Source organism: Mesorhizobium sp. L2C084A000 (assembly GCF_000502875.1).
Lineage (GTDB): Bacteria > Pseudomonadota > Alphaproteobacteria > Rhizobiales > Rhizobiaceae > Mesorhizobium.
In genome coordinates, this window is record NZ_AYWX01000024.1 from 67508 (window position 1) to 88767 (window position 21260).

The 21260-nt window shown below is 61.5% G+C and carries 20 protein-coding genes; 1 reads left to right on the plus strand and 19 read right to left on the minus strand.

Annotated elements, in window-relative coordinates:
• Positions 1-1948 precede the first annotated feature (1948 nt).
• The 18 genes from X735_RS1000000169450 to X735_RS137390 all read right to left on the minus strand — a co-directional run bounded on the left by X735_RS1000000169450 (position 1949) and on the right by X735_RS137390 (position 20143).
• Positions 1949-3508 carry a hypothetical protein gene (locus X735_RS1000000169450; protein ID WP_196815365.1) on the minus strand — a complete coding sequence of 520 codons (1560 nt, stop codon included), beginning with the start codon at positions 3506-3508 and terminating at the stop codon, positions 1949-1951.
• 1331 nt (positions 3509-4839) lie between these two features.
• Positions 4840-5154 carry a hypothetical protein gene (locus X735_RS137455; RefSeq protein WP_023814083.1) on the minus strand — a complete coding sequence of 105 codons (315 nt, stop codon included), beginning with the start codon at positions 5152-5154 and terminating at the stop codon, positions 4840-4842.
• Positions 5155-5162: 8 nt separating this feature from the next.
• Positions 5163-5456, minus strand: coding sequence for a hypothetical protein (locus X735_RS01685; RefSeq protein ID WP_023814084.1), 294 nt, complete (start codon positions 5454-5456; stop codon positions 5163-5165).
• Positions 5444-7930, minus strand: coding sequence for an HNH endonuclease (locus tag X735_RS1000000168295; protein ID WP_023814085.1), 2487 nt, complete (start codon positions 7928-7930; stop codon positions 5444-5446). Before X735_RS1000000168295 ends, X735_RS01685 begins: the two co-directional genes overlap by 13 nt.
• The gene (locus X735_RS137450) at positions 7930-8433 is read right to left on the minus strand and encodes a hypothetical protein (RefSeq protein ID WP_031213873.1); all 504 of its coding nucleotides are present in this window, start codon (positions 8431-8433) and stop codon (positions 7930-7932) included. Before X735_RS137450 ends, X735_RS1000000168295 begins: the two co-directional genes overlap by 1 nt.
• A gap of 4 nt (positions 8434-8437) precedes the next feature.
• A complete protein-coding gene (locus X735_RS137445; protein ID WP_031213875.1) occupies positions 8438-9106 on the minus strand; it encodes a hypothetical protein in 669 nt (222 codons plus the stop codon).
• 243 nt (positions 9107-9349) lie between these two features.
• Entirely contained in the window at positions 9350-11830 is a 2481-nt protein-coding gene (locus tag X735_RS137440; RefSeq protein WP_023814088.1) for a hypothetical protein, read from the minus strand.
• The gene (locus X735_RS137435; RefSeq protein ID WP_023814089.1) at positions 11830-12426 is read right to left on the minus strand and encodes a hypothetical protein; all 597 of its coding nucleotides are present in this window, start codon (positions 12424-12426) and stop codon (positions 11830-11832) included. Before X735_RS137435 ends, X735_RS137440 begins: the two co-directional genes overlap by 1 nt.
• Before the next feature lie 393 nt (positions 12427-12819).
• Positions 12820-13095 (minus strand): hypothetical protein, encoded by a 276-nt coding sequence (locus X735_RS137430; RefSeq protein WP_023814090.1) that lies wholly within the window; start codon positions 13093-13095, stop codon positions 12820-12822.
• On the minus strand, positions 13092-13427 hold the full coding sequence (locus X735_RS137425; protein WP_128304615.1) for a hypothetical protein: 336 nt from the start codon (positions 13425-13427) through the stop codon (positions 13092-13094). Before X735_RS137425 ends, X735_RS137430 begins: the two co-directional genes overlap by 4 nt.
• A gap of 97 nt (positions 13428-13524) precedes the next feature.
• Complete coding sequence (locus tag X735_RS137420) at positions 13525-13950, minus strand: hypothetical protein (RefSeq protein ID WP_023814092.1); 426 nt, start codon at positions 13948-13950, stop codon at positions 13525-13527.
• A 474-nt stretch (positions 13951-14424) separates the two neighbouring features.
• On the minus strand, positions 14425-14751 hold the full coding sequence (locus X735_RS137415) for a hypothetical protein (RefSeq protein WP_023814094.1): 327 nt from the start codon (positions 14749-14751) through the stop codon (positions 14425-14427).
• 103 nt (positions 14752-14854) lie between these two features.
• Entirely contained in the window at positions 14855-15280 is a 426-nt protein-coding gene (locus X735_RS137410; RefSeq protein ID WP_023814095.1) for a hypothetical protein, read from the minus strand.
• On the minus strand, positions 15280-15771 hold the full coding sequence (locus X735_RS137405; RefSeq protein WP_155930625.1) for a hypothetical protein: 492 nt from the start codon (positions 15769-15771) through the stop codon (positions 15280-15282). The genes X735_RS137410 and X735_RS137405 overlap by 1 nt, the downstream gene beginning before the upstream one ends.
• Positions 15732-16667: a hypothetical protein gene (locus X735_RS137400; RefSeq protein ID WP_023814097.1), complete on the minus strand. Its 936-nt coding sequence runs from the start codon at positions 16665-16667 to the stop codon at positions 15732-15734. Before X735_RS137400 ends, X735_RS137405 begins: the two co-directional genes overlap by 40 nt.
• Entirely contained in the window at positions 16664-17779 is a 1116-nt protein-coding gene (locus X735_RS1000000169460; RefSeq protein WP_023814098.1) for a hypothetical protein, read from the minus strand. Before X735_RS1000000169460 ends, X735_RS137400 begins: the two co-directional genes overlap by 4 nt.
• A 281-nt stretch (positions 17780-18060) precedes the next feature.
• Positions 18061-19050: a hypothetical protein gene (locus X735_RS137395; protein WP_023814099.1), complete on the minus strand. Its 990-nt coding sequence runs from the start codon at positions 19048-19050 to the stop codon at positions 18061-18063.
• A gap of 181 nt (positions 19051-19231) precedes the next feature.
• Positions 19232-20143: a hypothetical protein gene (locus X735_RS137390; RefSeq protein ID WP_023814100.1), complete on the minus strand. Its 912-nt coding sequence runs from the start codon at positions 20141-20143 to the stop codon at positions 19232-19234.
• 83 nt (positions 20144-20226) lie between these two features.
• Here X735_RS137390 and X735_RS1000000169090 point away from each other — a divergent pair, with 83 nt between their 5' ends.
• Positions 20227-20466 carry a hypothetical protein gene (locus X735_RS1000000169090; protein WP_155930626.1) on the plus strand — a complete coding sequence of 80 codons (240 nt, stop codon included), beginning with the start codon at positions 20227-20229 and terminating at the stop codon, positions 20464-20466.
• A 4-nt stretch (positions 20467-20470) separates the two neighbouring features.
• Here X735_RS1000000169090 and X735_RS137385 read toward each other — a convergent pair whose 3' ends face one another.
• Positions 20471-21043 carry a hypothetical protein gene (locus X735_RS137385; protein WP_023814101.1) on the minus strand — a complete coding sequence of 191 codons (573 nt, stop codon included), beginning with the start codon at positions 21041-21043 and terminating at the stop codon, positions 20471-20473.
• Between the last annotated feature and the right edge of the window lie 217 nt (positions 21044-21260).

A 21260-nucleotide genomic window follows, 5' to 3' on the forward strand; every position in this document is an offset into this window, starting at 1 on the left:
CCCGCTTATCGGCAAGACCCTCAGCACGCTGGCAAAGAAGTCGACCAAGATGCCCGTCGCGCCGGATGAACCGCCAGTCACCGTCTCACCGAGTTCATAGTCGACGGTTGAACCGGTGATGACGATTTCAAAATGTTGGAACCGCAGGGTTCCGGTTGAGCCAGAGGTGCCGCCGCTGACCGTTTCGCCAGTCGCAAACGATCCAACTTGCGAGCTGAGGGCGAACTGATATTCGCCGTTTGGCTCCAATTGCAGGGCTGTGTTGTAGCGATCGATGTACCAGTTATCGAGCCGGCCCGACTGAATCTGAACGCCGAAGACGTTACCGGCAGAACTACCGGAGAGCCGGTTGCCGATTGCCTTGACATTCGAAATGACGATCTCGCTGTTGGCGTCAGTCGCAGCTACGCCAACCAGACAGTCATTCGCCACCACGTTGGTTATGATCCCTCGTGGATCTCGCGCACCGGTCATCTCCACCCAGACACCGGCGGAGGGGCTGTCGAGATGTGCATCCGCGAAAACCCCGTCGACCAACACGTCGGTGGTGTTTAGGTTCCCCGTATAGGTCAACACGACGCCGTCGCGTTTGCACTTCGCCGACCGGATGTTGCGCACGATCGGCTTGCGGACGCCGGCCACGTAAACCGTATCGCCAAACTCGCCGCCGGTTGGCGTGACGATGTTATAGCCGTCAATGTCCTCAATCGTCGGGCTGTCGACACAGAGCGCCATCACGCCGGCAAGGCCAAGATTGCGGACTTTCACGCCGCGAATTGTCGGCCGCTTCCGGCGTGCACCAGTGGAAAGGCCGACGCGAATACCGATAGAAGCCTGGTAGCCGGCATGTGATCCACCATCGATCGTGAGGTCCCCGTCTATCAGGACGTCATCGGCAGCGATATCGATGACGGGATGGTGGGCGGTAACGGTACCGACTGGCGTGCGCAGGATCAGAGCAGAGCCGCCCAGGCATTCGACGCGCTTCTTCGCTGTCGAGATCGTGTGGTTGCCGTCTGTCTGGTAGGAGCCGTCAATCAGCACATGCGGATAGCTGCCCGCGAGCAGTGCACCTATTGCAGCCGTGGCATTCGCACCGCCACCACGCGCCCCGAGCATTGATGCCGTCACCGGGGTTGAGGCGAGAGTATAGCCCGTCTTCATCATGCCATCGCTCAGCGTGATCACCAAATCCCCGGCATTCGTTCCATTCTTGCGGTACACAGCGCCGCTGCCTGCCACCTGAGAGCTGTCGTAGAAGGCGGTGCGGATGTATGTGGGTGCTATCGGCGGGGAATAGGCCTCCGCCGTCGCCTTGGTTGCGAATTGCGGATCGAGCACCGTCGTCATGGCGCCCGTCGCCACGTCCGCCGCGGCCTGGGCCCGGTCGATGATGCCTTGGGCGGCTGCCTGGATATCGCCGACGGTGTCGTCGGACTGGTAGAACGACAGCACAATGTCGTCGGCACCGATCACAGGGTTCAGCGTCTGGAAGGCAAAGACGAAATCGGCCGAGGCGTTGCCCTGCTGGACATGCACCGTCGTTCCCTTCTGCATGGTGCGCCCGGTGCGGGCATCGGCGGCGCGGAACCATCGGCCTTCGCTTACCGTATAGATACCGTTTTGCGTCTGGTCGGCCTGGTCCTTGACCAGCACGCGGTCGCCCACCTCCGTCGCCACCCCGTCGATGGTCTGAAGGCCGAAAAACGCAATGCTGGCGGTCGTTGCCAGACGAACGGGTTCGCGCTCGCCGGTCAGAAGGCGAACGGCGGCGGCTGAAGATCGGGCCATGCTGGCTTGCTCCATGAAAAAAGCCCGCAAAAGCGAGGCTGAAAAAAGATTTTGGTCTTGCAATGCAGCGAGCCCATCCCTCGGGCCTGCCGATCAGCCGGCTGATGACATCAGTGGCGATTGTGATGGCGCAGCGGCGTCGAACTTCTCAGCAGAATCAAACCTCCTGAAGCCGCACAACGGCGTTCCAGCCATAGGTCTTTGCCGCGACGCCGGTAACGGTCACCTCAATTCCGGAAGCCCCAGCGGTGACCGACGCGTCGAGCGATGCGGCGTCGGTTGCATATTCGCCGATCACCGTTTTGGTGATCGCACCTTCGATCGCCAGGGTTCCGCCCGTGTTGCGGATCACCCCGGCGAACACATAGCCGGCGCTGGTCGACGATGAACCATCCGTGCGGCGGGCAGCGACATCGACGGTGAACTTTGCGCCTTGCCCTGGCCTGATCGGAACAAAGCTGTTTCCGGCTTCGAAGACCATAAGAACGGGCGTTGCGTCCGGCGTCGATTTATAGCCCTTGAAAAGATCGCCGCCCCGGTTTCCTTCAATCAGCGCTATGTGCGATCCGTTATCGGTTGGCTTGCCCGTCGCCGTGCCGGAGTAGATGTTGCCCCGCACCTCGATGTTCGGCGAGGATCCGCTGACTTTCACGTCGTTGACGACACTGCCGGTCGTCGCCTTGAAAAGGCCACCCGTCGCCCTCTGCCGTTCGCTCGATAGTGTCGACAGGGCGACATAGGACGATCGCGCATCCGCGATGCCTGCATGGGTTTGCGACATGTCGCCGTTCAATCGAACGCCGATGGAAGCGGCTGCGCCGCCCATGTCGACAAGCGTGTCAGCCGACACAATGGTCTCATCCGCCGCGCTGAAGACGCCATAGGCATTGGCCTGGGTGAACCCAAAGATGCGGCCGGCGCCAATCCTGACGCCGCGCGAGATCTGTTGCCCGGCCGGGGTTTCGATATAGATGCCCTGATGTGTCGCCTGGATGTCGAAGGACAGCAGGCGAAGATCTTCGATATGATGGCCGGTGCCGGCGCGAATGCCTTGCTGCACGCCTTCCGTCACCAGGCTGCGCACCTCGATATCCTTGGCCCCTCGCAGCACCAGACCATAAAGGCCATCCCTGGATTTGGCACTGATGCGAAGGCGTTTGTACTTCAACACCGATCCGGCGGGCACAGCGCTGCGGGTGAAGGCGACGGCCGCACCAAGCTGAACGCCGCCAAGCTGCGTCCAGTCGATATCCACCTCGATATCGCTCACCGGCCAGTCGTCGTCGCTCTCTGCATCGAAACCGTTCAAATAGGCACTCACGCGAGCGCGGCGGACAAACACGTGACTTGTGCCGGAAACATCGTCGTTGATGGTGACGATGTTGCGCGCCGTGTCGCCCCTGGCGTCGTCGATGTAGACCCAGTTGGAATCGGCAATGCGGTAGTGATCGCCTTGCGCACCGGTGAGCGTGCCATGCTCGATCGTGACGCCTGAAATGCCGCTGATGTTGAAAACGCCAAAGCCGTTCGGAGCCGCGACATGATTCCAGGCGCCGTTGACCTTTGGAGCGATGATGCGGTTGTCGCCCTTCAGGTTGAATAGGTGCGTGGCCTCCTCGGTGCGCTGTAAAAGCGCCTTGTCGTCAAACTCGACCATCAGCCCCTGCGGAATGTCGATATTGCCGGCCAGCGAAAATGTGCCAGCCGGGATGATCACCCTGCCCTGCCCGGCGGCAGCAATGGCGTTGACGATCGCGGTCCTGTTGTTGCCGGCTGCCGTGTCGGCGCCCGCAGAGCGAATGTTGATCTCCTTTGCCCTCGGTGCGTTGATGATGTCGAAGCCGGCTTTCGCCCCATCTTGCAGCGTGATCGCCAGGCCGCCCCCGCCAGCCGAAATGGTGCCATTCTTCCTGTAGAGGGCTTGGCCGTCGCCGACCTGCGAATAGCCGGCAGTCCTGATATAATCCGGCGCGATCGCCGGTGAGTATGCCTCTGCCGTCGCCTTGGTTGCGAATTGCGGATCGAGCACCGTCGTCATGGCGCCCGTCGCCACGTCCGCCGCGGCCTGGGCCCGGTCGATGATGCCTTGGGCGNTAGGCCTCCGCCGTCGCCTTGGTTGCGAATTGCGGATCGAGCACCGTCGTCATGGCGCCCGTCGCCACGTCCGCCGCGGCCTGGGCCCGGTCGATGATGCCTTGCGCGGCTGCCTGGATATCGCCGACGGTGTCGTCGGACTGGTAAAACGACAGCACAATGTCGTCGGCACCGATCACGGGGCTCACTGTCTGGAAGGCATAGACGAAAGCGGCCGAAGCCGTGCCCTCCTGGACATGCACCGTCGTTCCCTTCTGCATGGTGCGCCCCGTGCGCGCATCGGCGGCGCGGTACCAGTAGCCTTCCGAGGCCGTATAGATGCCGTTCAGCCTGGCGTCCGCCTGATCCTTGACCAGCACCCGGTCGCCGGTCGCTGTCTGGACGCCGTCAACCATTTTGAGGCCCTGGATCCAGGCAACGCCGTCGATGACGATCGTCTCCAGGTTCGCCGTCGTTGCCAGGCGCACGGGTTCGCGCTCGCCGGTCAACAGGCGAACGGCGGCGGTTGCAGGTCGGGCCATAAGGCTTGCTCCATGAAAAAAGCCCCGCGCAAGCGAGGCTGTGAAAAGGGTCTGATTTTGGGGCGTGGGCGCGTCGGGAGGTTAACCCCCGTCACATGGGTGGGACCGATAAAAGTGCGCTGTCACCGTAACTGCAGCACAAGGTCGGCATCAGCCTTTTCGCCTCGGTCAGCAACCCAGTTGCCGCGCTTCTCGCACGCACTATCGATCTTTTAGATAATTTCGCGCCCAGGCTCTTGCTTCGGGGCTGCCTACATTTGGCGAGTCGTGCTCTTGCACTATTTTCTTTGTCTAGATTTCACTCCGATCCGTATCGATAGAATTCATAAAAGTGCATCGTCACCGTAATCCCCCTCCGGGGAGATGTCGGGCAGGACGAGGGGGGCGCCGTAGAACGCCAGCCAGCACCGCAATTCCAATCAGAAAACAGCGTTCAACCTGCGAAGTTGTTGTCCACGAACATCTTGGCAAATTGCTGGGGCGTAAGCGTTACATTATTGACACGGGCGATTTCGAGATTCTTTGCCCACATATCCCGGATTGCTGCCGGCATTCCCTCGGGCATGTGCATGGCTTGGGCAATTGCATCATGCCATTGTCCGTCGCCGCCATAGATAGATTGCAGTTTGGGGGCCATCTTTTTCAAGCCACCCTCCGACTCTTGAGAAAGTTCTCCAATGGCCCAGAGCACATAAAGCTCCAGCAGCCTAAGCAGCGGCTGTCCATCGTAACGTGGGTTAGTCGCCATGTTTCCCCTCACGCATCATTGGTGGCGTATTCGATGAGTCTTTGGCAGATAGCCGACAGGCTGGGCTTTTCCTTCAGTGAAGCTACCCAGGCCTCGGTAAATTCAATCGCAATGAATATCTCGATGAAATATGTAAGCCCCGCTTTGGCTGCCGCCTTCGGAGGCACCGTGCTATCGTCGGGTGCGGTCGCAACCATTGCATTGGAATCTTCAGTCCAAGGCTCCGCCACATAAATCGTGTCATCCTCGTCAAAGTCCGACAACCGTCCAACAATATCCAACAACTTGATTATTTTCCCCATAAAGAAAATCCTCCTCGACGATTCGGGTGCAATGCTTTCTGAAAGATAGTCCCAGGATCATGCTGCGATCTAGGGACAAGTTGCATCACACCGGCTTTTGTGTCGTGGTGCCAAGTGTAGCCGGGGGGCGCTCTTCGGGGAACGAGCCCCCTCTTTGTCCGCTGGAGGTTAATTCCCGCATCTTGCAGAGCTTTCGCGAAATCCGGCTCTCTTTCCATTAGCACCAGCAGGGCTTCGTTGGCCGCCTGGAAATGGCGTGGGCGCGAAACGTTCGGATATAATGCAGAATCTATCTCTGTCTCGAACACCACACTATAGAATTGACCGGTCGGCCCTCGACTAGCGCCGTCGCCTGCTTCTTCTGTCAGCGGTTCGGACCCGGGTGTAGGTAAGTCGTCTACGCCTTTGTAAAGATCCGCTCCTTCAGAAAGAGCGTCCTCCGTCGAGTCGGCGAGCTTGCCGCTGCTTCTGCGAACAAGCGCCTCGGCCCCCTCCGCTAGGTCGTCGGACCGCCTCAAGACCTGCGAGAGTTCCTTAACCAAAGGCCCCGCAATCTTGCCGGCTTGTTGCAGGCCGACGGATACCAATTTCTCGGTGGGGAGCGTTCCTAAGACATTGAGGATGGTGTCGCCGACGTTGCCAGACATCGCGGACGCAACAGCCTTATCGGCCGCGACCATGGGCGCAATGCCGAGCAGCGAGATGCCCTGCTCGCCGGCTCCCTCGGAGCCAACCAGCATCCGCGCCAGATTACGCCGCACGCTGCTTGGCTTACTATCGCCGGCGATAAGGTAGCCAAGCTTATCTTGGGGCGTAGGAATGTAATTCGTGACTTCTACATGCGAGTCCCGCAGACCCAACTCGGCTGCTTGGCGCAGATCGAGCAGCATTTCGGGGTCGACTATCCAATCGCGACGTGTTCGATCAGCTAGGCTTCTCTCTGTCTGCGCTGCACTTGTCCGAATTAGGTGGTCTAGCATTGCCTTTTGGGCAGCTTCGGTAGGCAGTGCAGCAAAGAGGTTGTTTAGGGCGGGATCTTGCGGGTTTGTTCCGTTTTTGAGTCCGTCGACGACGCCTCCCGCCACGGAATTGGGCAGCGGTTGAATCTTCTCGAAGCCCAGTTGCTGCTGAGCGGCGATCGAGCCGATGATGGCTGCCTGATAGTCTTCCGGCGTCGAAAGATTGTTCCAAGCCGCATCGAGATTCGCGAACGTCTTACGTACATAGCCACCCGGATCGCCCTGCCTCTCTTTGAGCGTGAGGTCGGCGGCCGTGGCTATTACTTCATGACGCGCGCTGTCCTCTTCCGGCGTAGCACTATCGGCCTTGGGCGAGGACTCTTTGACTCTGGCCAAAACGGCCTCATTCGACATGCCACGCATGCTGTAGAATTGCCGACTGACATCCATTGCTTGGCTGAAGGCTTGGAAGCGCCTGACGCCTTCGGTGGCGCCGTAGAGAGCGATGAACTGCTCCGGAGTCTGCACGGGGCCGGAATAGGTTCCAGTTTCCCTGATGGAGCTTGGCGCATTCTGTTCGGCGAGGCCGATGCTGGTTCGTGTTTCGACCTGCCGTGCGATCTCAGCGGTCCGCGCTTTCTGGGCCAACGCAGGCCTGTCTTCAGGCGGGATGTCGTCCCGGACAACCTGCACCGCTCGCTCATATGGCGTCGGCTCGCCAAGGCGATCGTCCCTTGGCGCCACAGAACTTGTGGTATTTGCCTGCGGGCCACCAACCGCCTCGGCCGTATCATCTTTGATCCGGCTGCCAGCCCGCCCCGCACCCAGCATCTCAGCCGCCCGCTTCGGATCCTGGGCAATCATTGCCTGGACCAGCGCCTTGGCCGTGTTGGTGCGCCAGGTGGCCTCGGCTGTTTGCCGAATGATCGAGTTGCCGATCTTGGCGATCAGGTCGAAGCCGCTCTGCCGGATCGCCTCGAATGTCTCGGCGTCGTTCGGGTCGCCCTGTGCGATGGAACCCGTGGACATGTTGTCGATCTTGGTCCACTCGGCCAACTCATAGTCGTCGCGCTGCTGGAGCTGCCGCTGCGCCATGCGCCGCGCGCCAATCGCGCGCATCGTCTCCTTCTGCCTGGCGAAACCAGCGCGCTGACTCTCGGGCATGTTGGGCAAGGCATCATCGAACAGCGTGTCGAACAGGCCTGTTTTGACCACCTCGCCGGTGCGCGGGTCGACCTGGCCGTACATGGTTTCATGCAGGCCGCTGCCGTCGGCCGGCGCGTTCGCGGCCACCTCGTCTTCCGCCTGCGCGATCCGGCCGTTGAACCGGCGGCGCGCCAGCTCGGCGTCGAACGCCTCTTGCTGGTCCCTCATCTGCTGGTAGCGCTCGGCGATAGCCGAGAACTGGTCGCCAAGACCCTGCATGGCGCCGCCAATCGGCGATCCCCCGGGGTACGGCACCGCATTGCCGGCATCGAGCCGGCGCTGCGCTATGTGGAGCGGAATGGTGGCCATCAGTAGAGGCCTCCGGTGGACGAGCCGCCCGGCGGCGGTGGGAAGGCGCCCTTGCCGAAGGTCACGGCCTTGGTCGGGTCGTAGAGGCCGGAGAGACCCGATACGAGATTGCTGCCGGCCTTGAAGATCGAGGCCGTGACCGCCTGCTTGCCGGAGAAGCGCGAGAGCGCGGCTTGCGTATTGAGACTGTTCTGGCGCAGTTTCGAGCCGTACTGGATCGCGTCGAGATCAAGCTGGCCCTGCCTGGCATTGGCGGCCAGCACCTCGGCCGGCGAGCCTGATATGCCGACGCCCGAGGCGCCGGCCTGCGCACGCGCCTGGCCCAGCAGGAGATCCTGCTTATGGCGCTCCTGGCTCTGCTCGAAGGCGGAACTCTGCGCCTCGGCCTGCGCTTGCTGCCCGTAGGCCTTGGCCTGATAGTCGGCCATCTGCTTCGACTGCTGGCCTTCGACCAGCGCGCCGCCAACAGAAAGGGCGGTGCCGATAAGGGCAAGTGTGCACATGCGTTCAGCCTCGTTCGCCAAAGGAGGTGTTTGCGGGAATGAATTTGCTTTTGACGCCGTCCACCGGCGCGCCGAGCGCCGGGCGCGGGTCGAGCGCACCGCCGGGGGTGAGGAACGACACAAGCAGCCTGTCGGCCTGCAACGCCGGCCGGCTGAGACGGGCGGGTGCAGCGGCCCGCGGGCCGGCCATGGCGGCGCGGCGGGTCGTGGTCAGATTGATCTTCAGCTCGGCGACGCCGGCGGCATCGAACAGGCCGTTGGCGGTGGCAATGGTGCGGGCGAGCGCATCGGCCTCGAACAATTCCTGGCGCAGCAGCTCGACCAGCCGGCGGGCGCTGCCCCAGCGCTCGCCAAGCGTTGCAGCTTTGGCCTTGATCTCGTCGCCAAGCGCGGCGATGTCGGCCCGCGCTTCGCCTTGCGCGGCCTCCGCACGGCGCTTGCCGGCGGCGTCGATGGTCTTTTCCAGCAGCCCGATCTGGTCGTTGCAGTCGTCCAGCGCGGCACGCGCGGCGGCCAGGTCGCCATCGCCGAAGACCGCGCGGTCCTCGGCTTGCGCCAGTTCGGTTCTGCAGTGAAGCGCGTCGTTGAGGTCGGTGTCGAGCAAGGCGATGACGGCGGCGAATTCGGCAGCCGTCCGCGCCATCCCGAGGATTTCGGCATGGGGAGATGTCATTTCGGGGATCCTTTGGTGAATTGTTATCTCCCCACTCGAGGGGGAGATGGCCGGCAGGCCAGAGGGGGGTCGGCACGACCGGGTGCGACCTACCGCGGCAGATGAGATTGGCGCTTCGCGTGGAGCGTCGGCATCCTCTTTCAACGTGGAGGAGGTTGGCGTCCGGTCGAACCGACCCCCTCTGTCGCCTCCGGCGACATCTCCCCCTCAAGGGGGGAAATCACCATCTTCAACGCCGGCGCTCTACGGCTCGGCGTCGAACACCGGCGTGAACGCACGGATCGTGCAGGGCGTCGGGTTGACATGGCGGATCCGCACTCGGCCCGGCCCTTCCCAGCTGTCGTCGATCGGCACCTCGACATTGCCGGTGAACAGCGTTGCCCGCCCGTCCGGCGCGATGATCGAGGGCATGCGCACCGGCTCCCAGCGGCCGCGCATCAAGGACTGGACTTGAAGCCCCGTGGTGTCGGTCTCCAGCAGCGACAGGATCACCTTCGCCACCTTCTTGCGGCGGCCGATGATGGAGCCGTCGCGGCCGACATCGAGCTCCAGCGTGTCGGCGCCCGCCGCGTAGGGCAGGCCGAGTTGCCATTTGGCGGCGGTAGAACCGCCCGGCAGCGTGACGGTGCCGCCGCCGCTGACGGTCAGCCCGCGATAGACCTTGCCGTCGGCGAGCACATCGACGGACTGGCCGGCAAGGTGCATGGCGCCGCCCACCGTGGTGACCGCAAGACCCGCGTAGGACAGGCCGCAATCGACCTCGAAGGCGTCCGCGATGGCGCCGTATTCGAACGGCGCGGTCTTGATCTCGATGTAGCGCCTGGTCACGCCGCCAATGCTGCGCTTCACGATCAGCCAGAGATCGTCATTGCCGTCCTGGCCGGGGGTGACCGCAGCGCTTTCGACATCAGCCCAATTTGAACCATCGGAGCCCGCCCCGCTGACGTTGCCGCCCAGGCGATGCCGGTGCATGCCGCGCACCTCCTGGCTCGGCTGATGGGTGTAGCCGCCAAGCTCGCCATTCTCGAGCGGGAACCACAGCAACGGGTCGGGATCGGTCTGGAAGGCGAGCTCGACCACACCCTTTTTGGGAATATGCTCGGAGACCTGGCCGACATCGTCCGAAGCAAAACGGCTCTGCGCCGTCTGCGTCAGCTCGGCGATCGATTTGCGCGAGCGTGTGACATAGAGGAACGACTGGCCGGCATCCACCGGGCGGATGCGGGCGCAGCCAAAGGTGCGCGAGCGCCGGTTCTTGAACGAGGAGGGCGTCAGCGCCTCGTCGATGCCCGAGCCCGACAGGGCGCGGATGCCGCCTGAGGTGCCGATCAGAAGCGCGCCGTCGCTGTCGGCGATCCAGACAATGTCGTTGGCCTGGCCGCCGCCCGCCTGGACGAACTCCAGCGCATCGTCGTCCTTCTCGCCGAGAGCGAAATTGTCGAAGTCGCCGGTGGCCGAGGCATAGACCGAGAATTTGCGGCTGAAGGCCAGCCGCTCCTCATAGAGCGAGCCGCTCTCCACATGTTTTCCGGGAACAAACGTACCGAGCCGCCAGCGCGTGATCGGGTTCATGTTCGGCAGCGCATGGCCGTAGAGGATCACTTTGACCACCGTGGTGCTGGTGCGGCTGGTGATCCTCGCCCACCGCCAGATGCCGTCGGCGCCCAACAAGCGGATGGCGCGGCCGACATCGGTCGCCTGGAAGCCGGTGTCATTGTTGATGCCGATGCTTGAAGACGCGGTGATGTCGAACGGCGTCTGGTCGAATGCGGCGACATGGATCGCAAGCTCGGCCGAAACGCTGCTTTCGGCATCATCGCCGCCACCGCCGCTGAACACCAGTTGATGATATTCAAAGGCCGATTTGTTCGTGAATTCGTAGAAGCGCGTCTCGCCATTGCCCCAGCCGAGCTCGCCCGTACGAGTATCCAGGGTGACCCAGTTGGTGCCATCATTGGAACCCTGCAATTCCCAGGCGGTGAAGAAATCATAATTGCCCGTTGCCACCCGTGACGTGGTGATCCAGTAGGCATCGGCCACGCGCTGTGAACCGCCGGCATTGCGGAACCGGATATAGCCGTCACCGCCGCCAGAGATCTGGATATCCTGCGTCTTGTCGCGGTCGAACATCTGCCAGGCAGAGGCGCTGCCGCTGCCGGTGGAAGCGGTGCCGGAAGGCGTCGTGTTGCTGGTCATCTGCGGCGTCAGATGCCCGGTGTCGGACGGTGTCAGCGTCGTCGCCGTGTCGTTGACCGGGTCGTAGGGACCGTCGAGGAATTCAAAATCCGTCAGAGCCCACGCCGTGTGTGCGCTGCGCGTCAGCACCTTGGGCGGATAGTCCCGGTGAGTGACCCACATCTGGTCGGCCGACTGGACATAGGCGAGCTCGAACAGGTCCGCCTCGAGATAGGGCGAAGCGACCTCCACCGTGTCGACGCGCGCGCCATAGGCATGGACGCGGATGTACCGGTCGCCGAATTCGAGCGCATAGGCTTGATCGGCCGAGAAGATGAACGGGATCAGCCGCGTCGTCTTCGCGGAAATCTTCACCTCGCCGGCAAAATAGGTGCCGCCGCGCTTGCGGATGCCGCCATGCGGCAGGGTGATGAAGTTCTCGCATTTGGCCAGCGCCGCCCGATAGAAGTCGAGCGAGGCGCGTGCATGCAGGCGCGGCGAGATCTCGCCGCGGGTGAAGACGTCCTGGACGGGATAGAGCGTCGTCATCAGCGCGCAATCCTGTTGTCGCCGCGCTGATTGGACCACGAGGCGGTGTAGAGCCGGCTGCCGCGCTGGATGGCGTTGGCGTTGAGCGCCGCGTCCAGCGCCCGGTCATAGGCCGAGCGGGCAATATCGATCATGCCTGACTTGTGCGTCAGCGGATGCGCCACCTTGACGGCAAGGGCCGCCACCAGAACCTCGGTGAACAGCGCATCCCAGTCGTTGGGATCGGTGAGGTTGGCGACGTAACGGATGGTCAGCGGGCCGGACTGGTCGGAATAGATCAGCCCCGCCTCCTGGCGCCACGAAATCGGCACGCCGTCCGGCTCGCCATCACGGGTCAGCGGCAGCGGCCGCAGGCAGTCGGCCGGCAGTTCATAGGCAAAGGTCAAGCCGCAATCGCTGCCGGTGTCCGCCCCGGCAACCGTGGCGCGCAGGATGGCGAACACCCAGGCACATTTGGTAAGTTCTGCTTCCCTTGCGAGGTCGAAATGCAAGTTGAGCAGCCGTGCCGCCTTGACGTCCTGATCGAGACTGTCGATCGGCGCCTCGTCGAGCACGGCCAGCGCCATGTTGGCGATATCGAGCGGGGTGATGGCCATGGGTCAGCGCCTCGTCCATGTGGGTCGGGTCATGATTTTCTCCGGGCATGAAAAAAGCCGCTGCGAAGCGGCTGGGGGTTTGGATGGCGATATTCAGAGATCGTGCTCTACGCCCCCTCCGATCTCCCTTCGTGGGGTTGAAGAGTGGTCCGCGTAGCGGACGGAAAGCCAACTGCTTGGCTTTCCGAATGACGAAAGCCGGCAGGACGGAGGGGGCGCTAAGAAATATTGTCAGAACGAGGAATTACGGCGGCAGCGCACTATTTTCCAAGTCTCAGTCCGGACATGCTATCGACAAAACGCGCGAGATCTCCGGCATCTCACTGTTATTCGTGATTCCAACCCTTAATATCGGACGAAATCCACTAATCGAGCAATTCGAAAGATGGAAACTTACGTACCACCCAAGCCATGGAGATAGATATCCATCCCGGCTTGTAACTTTCCATCCTTGCTGCAAGAAACGCTCGCGCTGGATTCCTCATTCACGAAAACGAGGTGGTACGTCGTTCCAGATCCTGCCGCTTCATCCAGTTTGGTGCCTGCAATTTCCAGCGTTCCGCCCACAAATCCGTCCTTCTCAAGCTTGACGAGAAGAGGGCTGCAATAAACAAAAATTGCAGCAGCCACCAAGATAGTTGCGGTCGTCAGAACCATCACTTTCTTCATTTTCTTTTCTCGTGAAAGATCATTGCCGGAGGCAGTGAAGTCTGAAGTAGTCCGGCCTCCAGGGCAAGGCGCGCGATTTCGTCGGGCGCGACCCCGGGTAAAGCTTCGCCCAACACACGGCCGACATTGTTATTTATCAAATCCATCGCGCGCTCATATCGGTCATTCGGATGGGATATCTCATAGGCATCCGATATCTTCTTCGCTTCGTTGACCCCAAGCGATTGCGCCATCTTGGCCGACCATTCGGCATGTCTCAAAGCACCCGCTGCATTATTGACGCCTGGATGAGATTGGAGCGATGCCGTTCCCATGAGGAATTGCGGTGACAATGCACTATTTCCAGTTCTCAGTCTGAAGATTCACTGCAGTCACATGGGTGCGGCCGACAAAAATGAGCCGTCGTCGCAATTCAAAAGCGTAATCCCGTTACTGTTCGTAAGGCTCGACCACGGCAAACGGTATTCCCAACGACTCCAGCAGATCGAGAATGCGTTGCGAGATGACGAGGCGATAATCTGCTGCGATACCGAAGTCGTCGCGGCCAGCCTCGCCATTCACTTTCAACCAGACAAATGGCGGAAGTTCCTGCCCAGGCTGGTCCTCATGGAACTCTTCGGAGGTTGTCACTTCGACTTCGGCGAACGTCGCACCTGAAAAGCCCATCTTGTGCAGAGCGCGCTGGGTTTCTTCGGTGGCGAGGTAACACGGGAACGTCGTAACGAGCACATCGCCGAACCAGCCCTCTACCTCGTAGTGAAGCTTGGTCACAATCGGCGGATGGACACTCGTGTCAAGAACGGTGTGGTTGCCAAGCCCACCAGCAACGTTCGGTTCTATGTAAAAATATTGCATCACTCACCTATCGGAGGATTGAACAGATTTCAGTATTTCTTATCGAGGTAATGGCGATTATTGATCATCCCCGTTGACGGGGAGAAGGTCCCGGCAGGAGGTTGAGGGGCAGCGAAGGTCTGAAAATCTGGCGCTACAGAACGCCCAATCCGCGAAGTTGTTGTCCACGAATATCTCGGCAAATCTCTCGGGCGGGAGGGTCGTGCCGTTGACGCGAGCGATTTTGAGATTCCTTGCCCACATATCCCGGATTGCTGCCGGGATTCCTCCGGGCATGTGCATGGCTTGGGCAATTGCGTGATGCCACCGTCCATCGCCACCAAACAGAGATTGCAGTTTGGGGGCCATTCTTTTCAAGCCCTCTTCCGACTCTTGAGAAAGTTCTCCGATCGCCCAGAGCACATAAACATCCAGCAGTCTAAGCAGCGGCTGTCCGTCATAACGTGGGTTAGTCGACATTTAACCTCTCACGCATCATAGGTGGCATAATAAATAACGCGTTCGCAGATAGCGGAAACGCTTGGCTTTTCTTTCTGCGGATGCAACCAAAGCCTCGGTAATCTCGATCGCAAGGTTGATTTCGAGAAAGTATGCCAGGCCCTCTTTAGCTGCCTCGGCTGGTACCAACACCCCATCCTGCTGAGGCAAAACCATTGCGTCTGAATCCTCGGTCCAAGGCTCCGCCGCGTAGATTGTGGGCTCCGCTGCGTAGACCGGGTCCTCCTCGTCAAATTCCGACAACCGTCCAACGATATCCAGCAACTTCATTTTTTCCCCATAGGGAAAATCCTCCTCGGCCATTCGGATGCAGTGTCTTCTGGAATTACGGTGACAGTGCACGCTGCAGTCACATGGTGCAGCCGACAAAAGACGGACTGTTATCGCATTCAACAAGCGTAATCCGTTACTGCTCGTAGGGTTCGACCACTGCAAACGGTATTCCCAATGATTCCAGCAAATCAAGAATGCGCTCCGAGATGACAAGGCGATAGTTTGCTGCGATCCCGAAGTCGTCGCGGCCAGCCTTCCCATTCACTTTCAACCAGACGAAAGGTGGAAGTTCCTGCCCAGGTTGATATTCATGAAACTCTTCGGATGTCGTCACTTCGGCTTCAGCGAACGTCGCACCCGAAAAACCTATGTTCTGCAGTGCACGCTGGGTTTCTTCGGTGACGAGGTAACACGGGAACGTCGTAACGAGCACATCACCGGTCCAGCCCTCTACCACGTAGTGGAGCTTGGTCACAATCGGAGGATGGACGCTGGGGTCCAAAACGGTGTTTCTGCCAAGCCCACCAGCCACATCAGGTCTGATATAGAAATACTGCATTATCCACCTATTGGAGGGTTGAACAGATGTCCGTATTTTTTGTCGATATAAGCCACGTAGTCCAGCACCTGCTGACGAGTGGCCTGAGGATGCGACGCATAAAATTCGTCCCATTCGTATCGGAAAATTTTGTTGTGCAAGAGGTTGTCCAAGCTTTTAGGAATCCCACGCAGATTCTGAAGCGAGTGCATCTCCTCTTCGGCCACGAGCCCGAGATATCTGTTCAAGATTTGCTGCTCAGCCGCGTGGTGGACCACAACTTCACCCTCCAGTTTCGGGTTCGCGTCGAGAAACGTTTTGCGGTAATTTTTTGAAAGAGCCTTGCCAAACGATGCCCCCGCGTACTTTATCTTTGAGGGGTCTCTCGCGATTGACTTTATTATTTCAAGAAGCTCGGCCTTGTCGGGCTTTGCACCTGTGCCCAAGCGGTAAGCGGCCTCATTTGCTGCATTTACTGCACGAGCCTCCGCACCGACGGCTTGGCGAGCCACCGCGCCCTCAGCGGCAAGCTCCGATGTGGCGCGCGAACCACTTGTTGCAAACTCCTCCAGCGGTTTGGCAAACTTGCCGGTCCCGCCGCGGATATGGCCAAGCCTTTTGCAACAGCTTCGCCGACTGTCTCTAATGCCAAGCGCCCTTCAGCAACCGCCCCCGAGCCAGGGGTGGCGGGCAGTTGCTCAAGGAAACCCAAAGGAGAATCGTGCAGATCCTGGAGAGCTATCCCAATGTCATGCGGGATTCGGCCTAGGGCCTCGAAACCCTCGCTCAGATAATCGCCGAAGTCGTCCGCAGCTCGTTGGAGTGCAGACCGGGCTTCGCCAGGAGGCGCTGATGGAAGCCGTCCTTGCACTGTCGCAGCAGTGACGATCGGGCCGACTTGGGCCGATCGAGAAAGGCCAGCTTGATCCAACTGCTGAGATAAGGCCTGGCGGACACCCGGATCGGGCGCTGCTGCTAGAAGATCACGCAGGATGATGTCCTTCTTAGCCTGCGGCATGTTTTTGTCGCCGAAGGTGTCAGCTATGCTTTGGACAACGGCCTTCGGCAGAGGTTGAGGGGTCTCGATGCCGAGTTGCCTCTGGGCTGCGACAGAGACGGCGATGGCCCATTTGTACGCCTCCGGATTGCCGGTCTCCGACTTGCCATCCGGGCTCGTTGTCGCCTTCCACGCGGCGTCGACATTGGGGAAGACCTCGCGGACGTAGCCAGCAGGGTCCGCCCGCCTCATGTCCAGGGTCTTGAGCGCAGCGGCAGCCGTAACCCGATACCGTGTCTCCTCTTCGTTGGAGCCGACCGGCCCAGGCTCCGCATCGCGCAGCGCTGCGTGGATCGCCTGGTTGGGCATCGTCCGCATGCCAAAGGCTTGGCGGCCGACATCCATCTTCAAGCTGAAGTCTTGGTACCGATCGCCGCCCTCCTCGGCGCCATAACGGCGGCGAAGTCGGCGGGGCTGGGCATCTTGCCGGAATAGCTTCCCGTATTGGCGATCGCGTTCGGGGCGTTCTGCGCAGCGAGAGCGATGTTGGTGCGCGCCTCGATCAATTGGGCCGTATTCGCGGCGTGTGCCTGGTTGATCAGCCGCTGAATGTCATCTGGAGACAGGTCGGCGAGATGGTCGGTTGCGGGCTTGATCGCCGTATCAGGCGCCGGAGCAATGTCCCCAAACGCCTGCGCCACGCGCTCGTCTGGCGTGAGCTTGCCAACGCGATCGCCTTTCGCGGCAGCCGCCTCTGATCTGCCCGAGGCAAGAACCCAAGTGATCGGCTGAACGTCTCCCGAAGACTCTTCCGGGGTCCTGACACCAAACGTCTCCAGCGCGCGTTTCGGATCCTTGGCGATCAGCGCCTCGAAACGCGTCTTGGCCGCGGTGCCGAACCAGTCCTTCACCTTCTGCTGTCTGATCCCGGGGTCGAGCCCCATCTTGGCGATCAAGTCGAGCCCTTCCTGGCGGGCTACTTCGAAGGTGACAGGATCGTCGGGATCGGCGTTGCCGATGGCGATGCCGCTGGTCGTGAGCACCGTGTCGACCTGCGCTTGTTCATAGTCTTCGCGCTGCTGAAGCTGCCGCTGCGCCATGCGCAGCGAGCCAACCCTGCGCATCGTCTCCTTGTGCTCGGCGAAAGCGGCGCGCTGGCTCTCAGGCATGTTCGGCAAAGCCTTGTCGAACAGCCTGTCGAACAGGCCGGTCTTGACGACCCTGCCGTCGTACGCATTGACCTGGCCGTACATGGTCTCATGCAGGCCGGCGCCGTCAGCCGGGGCGTTGGCCGTCACCTCATCTTCCGCCTGCGCGATCTGGCCGTGGAAGCGGCGGCGGGCCAATTCGGCGTCGAACGCCTCCTGCTGGTCCTTCATCTGCTGGTAGCGCTCGGCGACAGCGGAAAGGTGATCGCCCAGCCCGTGCATGGCGCCGCCGATTGGCGACCCCTGCGGATATTGCGGCGCGTTGCCGGTGTCGAGCCGGCGCTGGCCAATGGAAAGGGGGATGATGTGTACCATGGCTGTTCCCTGCTCACGAAGCACTGAGGGCTGAACGGCCGAAAATCACCCGGCCGCTGCGGCACGGCCGGCAATGGCGCTCGAGGCCGATGCCTTCGTCGGATCCGGATTTTGGAGAGGCCGCCAACGAGCGTGTTGCCCACGCATTGATTCGGCGGGCCAATCCTGTGCCGGCGACGGATTCCGGCTCTGTTTGTCACGCCAGGATCGGAACATGGTCGGCGCCAAGTTTAGAAAAGAAGCGGGAGCGCATCGCCCCCGCCCCTGCCCCTCGACCCAGATCAGGCCTCGGTGGTCTTCAGCGCGATGAACGTCATGGCCTTGACGCTCGACGCGGTGCGGTCCCAGTTTGCCGCCAGCGCCAGTTCCGTATCGGTGGCGAATTCGCCGGCCGAGGAGGCGTCGAGGAAGCGGGTGCCGGGCACATGCGGGACAAAATGCCGGCGGCCGACCATTTCCGTCACGCCGCCGCCATGGCCTTGCCGCGGCTTGCGGTCGAACTCCAGCGGGCCGCCTTCGGTGTTGACCGGCAGCTCGTTCCACAGGATCGCCTTGTCCTTGAACATGAAGGCGGTGTAGACGCCCGCGGCCTGCGGAATGTCGTCATCGACCACGGCCCGCAGACCCATGTAGTAGGGGATCAGCGGCCCGCCCTGCTCGGACGACGGCACATAGTCGATGAGGTCGGCGAGCTTCAGCGCCTTCATCTGCTTGGAGTGCATCCAGATCGTCTTGAACTTGTCCGCGCGGTCGCCCATCAGATAGGCCGCCTCGATGATGTCGGTATCGACGATGGAGGCGCCGGTGGTGCGCACCAGGTCGCCGCCGTCATTGGCGATGTTGTCAGCGACGACACCCTTCAGGATGCCGAGCAAGGTCAGCTTGTTGGCGCGTTGCCAGTACTCGGTCTGCCGCTTGACGATCAGCTTCTGCGGATCATCGCCCGCCAGGATCGAGGTCAGGTCCGGAACGCCCCACGCCTGGGCACGGACATTGCGAGCTGCTACCTCCCGGCGCGAACCGATCTTCTTCATCTCGATGGAATCGGCCGGATCGTCATTGACCGGTTCGGAAGGATCGTTGCCGAGGTCCTTCCAGCCGGGCATGTCGACGGAGCGGCCGCCCATCGAGAGCTTTGACGAGATGGCCGGGTCGGAAAACAGGATTCCGGCCTGGTAGATTTCGAGCGACTGCACATGCTCCTCGAAAGCATATTGCGCATAGACGGACGGAACGATCGCGTCCGCGATACGGGTATAGGCATCTGCCATTTTTCTCTTCCTTCAGGTTTGGGTTTGGTGGCGATGCCCCCTCACCCAGCCTCCGCTTCGCTCGGCTGACCTCTCCCCGGCGGGGAGAGGAGACCTGAGACGGCGGTGCAGCCTCTTCTCCCCACCGGGGAGAAGGTGGCCGCGTAGCGGCCGGATGAGGGGGCATTCGAATGCGGCTGACTCAGAGCGGGTTGTTGGGCATCCAGCGATCGGGATTTTCTCCCGCCTCGCGTGCCAGCCGCCTTGCGCGGGCGGGGTCGCTTTTGACGAGGGCTGAAATGGCCGTCAGGTTGCGTTCGCCGGCGGCGTTGCGCTTGAACGGATTGGCTCCGCTGAAAGAAGCGCCGCCGTCGATCGTGTCTTCGCGGAACATCGCCTCGCCGATCGCCTGGAACGCCCTGGCGATCTGCGGATCGGTCAACGCCCCGTCAGGCAGAAGGATGCCCTTCGCCTTGTAGGCGTCGACCAGGCCGAGCTTCTTCATGGCCCGGTTGGCGACCTCCAGTCTCTGGCGAAAGCCGTCGCTGTCGGTCGGCCCCCAATCCCTGACAAGCTCGTCATGGGTGGCTTCGACAGAGCGGGCGAGCGCGATTTCCTGGCGCGCGGCCTGCTCGGCCATGTAGCCGACGAACCTGTCGTGATAGGCCTGCGCGGTTCTTGGCGAAGCACCCGCTTCGACCGCCCAGGCCTTGGACGCCTGAGCGAGTTCGTCCGAATAGGCGAAGTTTTCCGGCAGGCCTTCCGGCCTGAGGTATTCGACCTTCTCGGACGAAGTGACAGGACGCATGGCCTCGGGCAGCCGGGCATGAAACCGCTCCCAGTCTTCCCGAGGCGCGTCAGGCGCGGGAACGCGCAGGCTCTCACCCTGCTGCCGCTCCAGCTCCGCATAGGATGTGAAAACCCGATCGAGGCTTTCAGGCTTGGTCCAGCCCTTGGTTTCAGCGAGCTTGCGGTTGCCTTCGGAAAGACCGTCAAACCAACTTTTGGCCGGCGGCGCGGCGGACCCTTTATCCGCGCCTGCCGGTGACTGTGCCGGGTTGCCCGCCGGCTGCGCACGCGCCGCCACGGACCCGGCGTCTGCCAGATCTGTCATGTGATGTTTCCTTTGATTGTTGCAGAAAGCGACCTGTGCCATGCTGCGGGCAGAGGTCTGTCTCGTTGGACGCAGAGGGCGTTATGGCCAGAGGTCTGTATCGGCACAGCGACAGTGTCGCGATGGTGCTCTACGAGAAGAACTCCATGATTTTACCGAAGAATGAATATGACGAACGAGGCTACCAGCCTGCTTTCGAAGAACTGCCTACACATACCGAATGGGTTGCGTGGCACCGAACCCATGGAAGCGAAGGAATGACACTGGCAGAGTGGGAGGCGTGGTCAAAAGCCGGCCACGATGACGGGCAACCCTCTTCCTGAAGCCTCAGGCATTATCCCCCCAGTTCTCCCAAAGCAGCGTGATCGTGCCCGTCACCGTCAGCACACCGTCGGCGTCGATGTCGGTGCCGGTTGCAAACGCCAGGTTGAGATTGAGATCGACCGGCGTCACCGTGCCATCCAGCGTCGCGGCGGCGGTGATGTCGGCGGTCGAGGCGGTGGAGAGTGCGGCGCCAGTGCCGTCGAGCGTGCGGGCCGTCGAGGCCAGCACGTTGACCATGGTCGAGGCCAGCGTCGCGCTCGATGCCGCCGCTGAACCGAGCGACCAGGTCAGCGCCGCATTGTCGTTGATGGTCGCCGCGCGGGCGCCGAGCACAGCGAACTGCAGCCGCGCCGTGCCGCCCTTGATGCGCACCTTGCCCTCGGTAAAGTCGAAGATCTTTTGGGCAGCATAGGCCAGCGCGTCGGTGACCGGCACCTGCATGCCGGCGAAGGTGAACACGGTACGGTACGATCCGCCCTGCCCCGTGGTGACGGCTTTCAGGCCCGGCCTGGGCGGGGCAAGGCCACCCTCGCGGGCGGCGGCGCGGACAAGTGTCCGGGGAAGACCTCGGGTCATGGCATTTCTCCATTGGTGAGTGAAATTCTGGAACGCCCGGCCGAGCGAATCCCGACACCGGGGCGAACCATCGAAGCTGAATCATTTTGACAAGCAGCGGCGCTAGCGCCTTGATCGAAAGGGGTGTTTTCGGCCGCCGGTCTATCAACGCCCGAGAAACCATGTCTTATATCGTGAGGCCTCGTGCCCCCGTTCCGCCGCAATGCGACCGCACGGG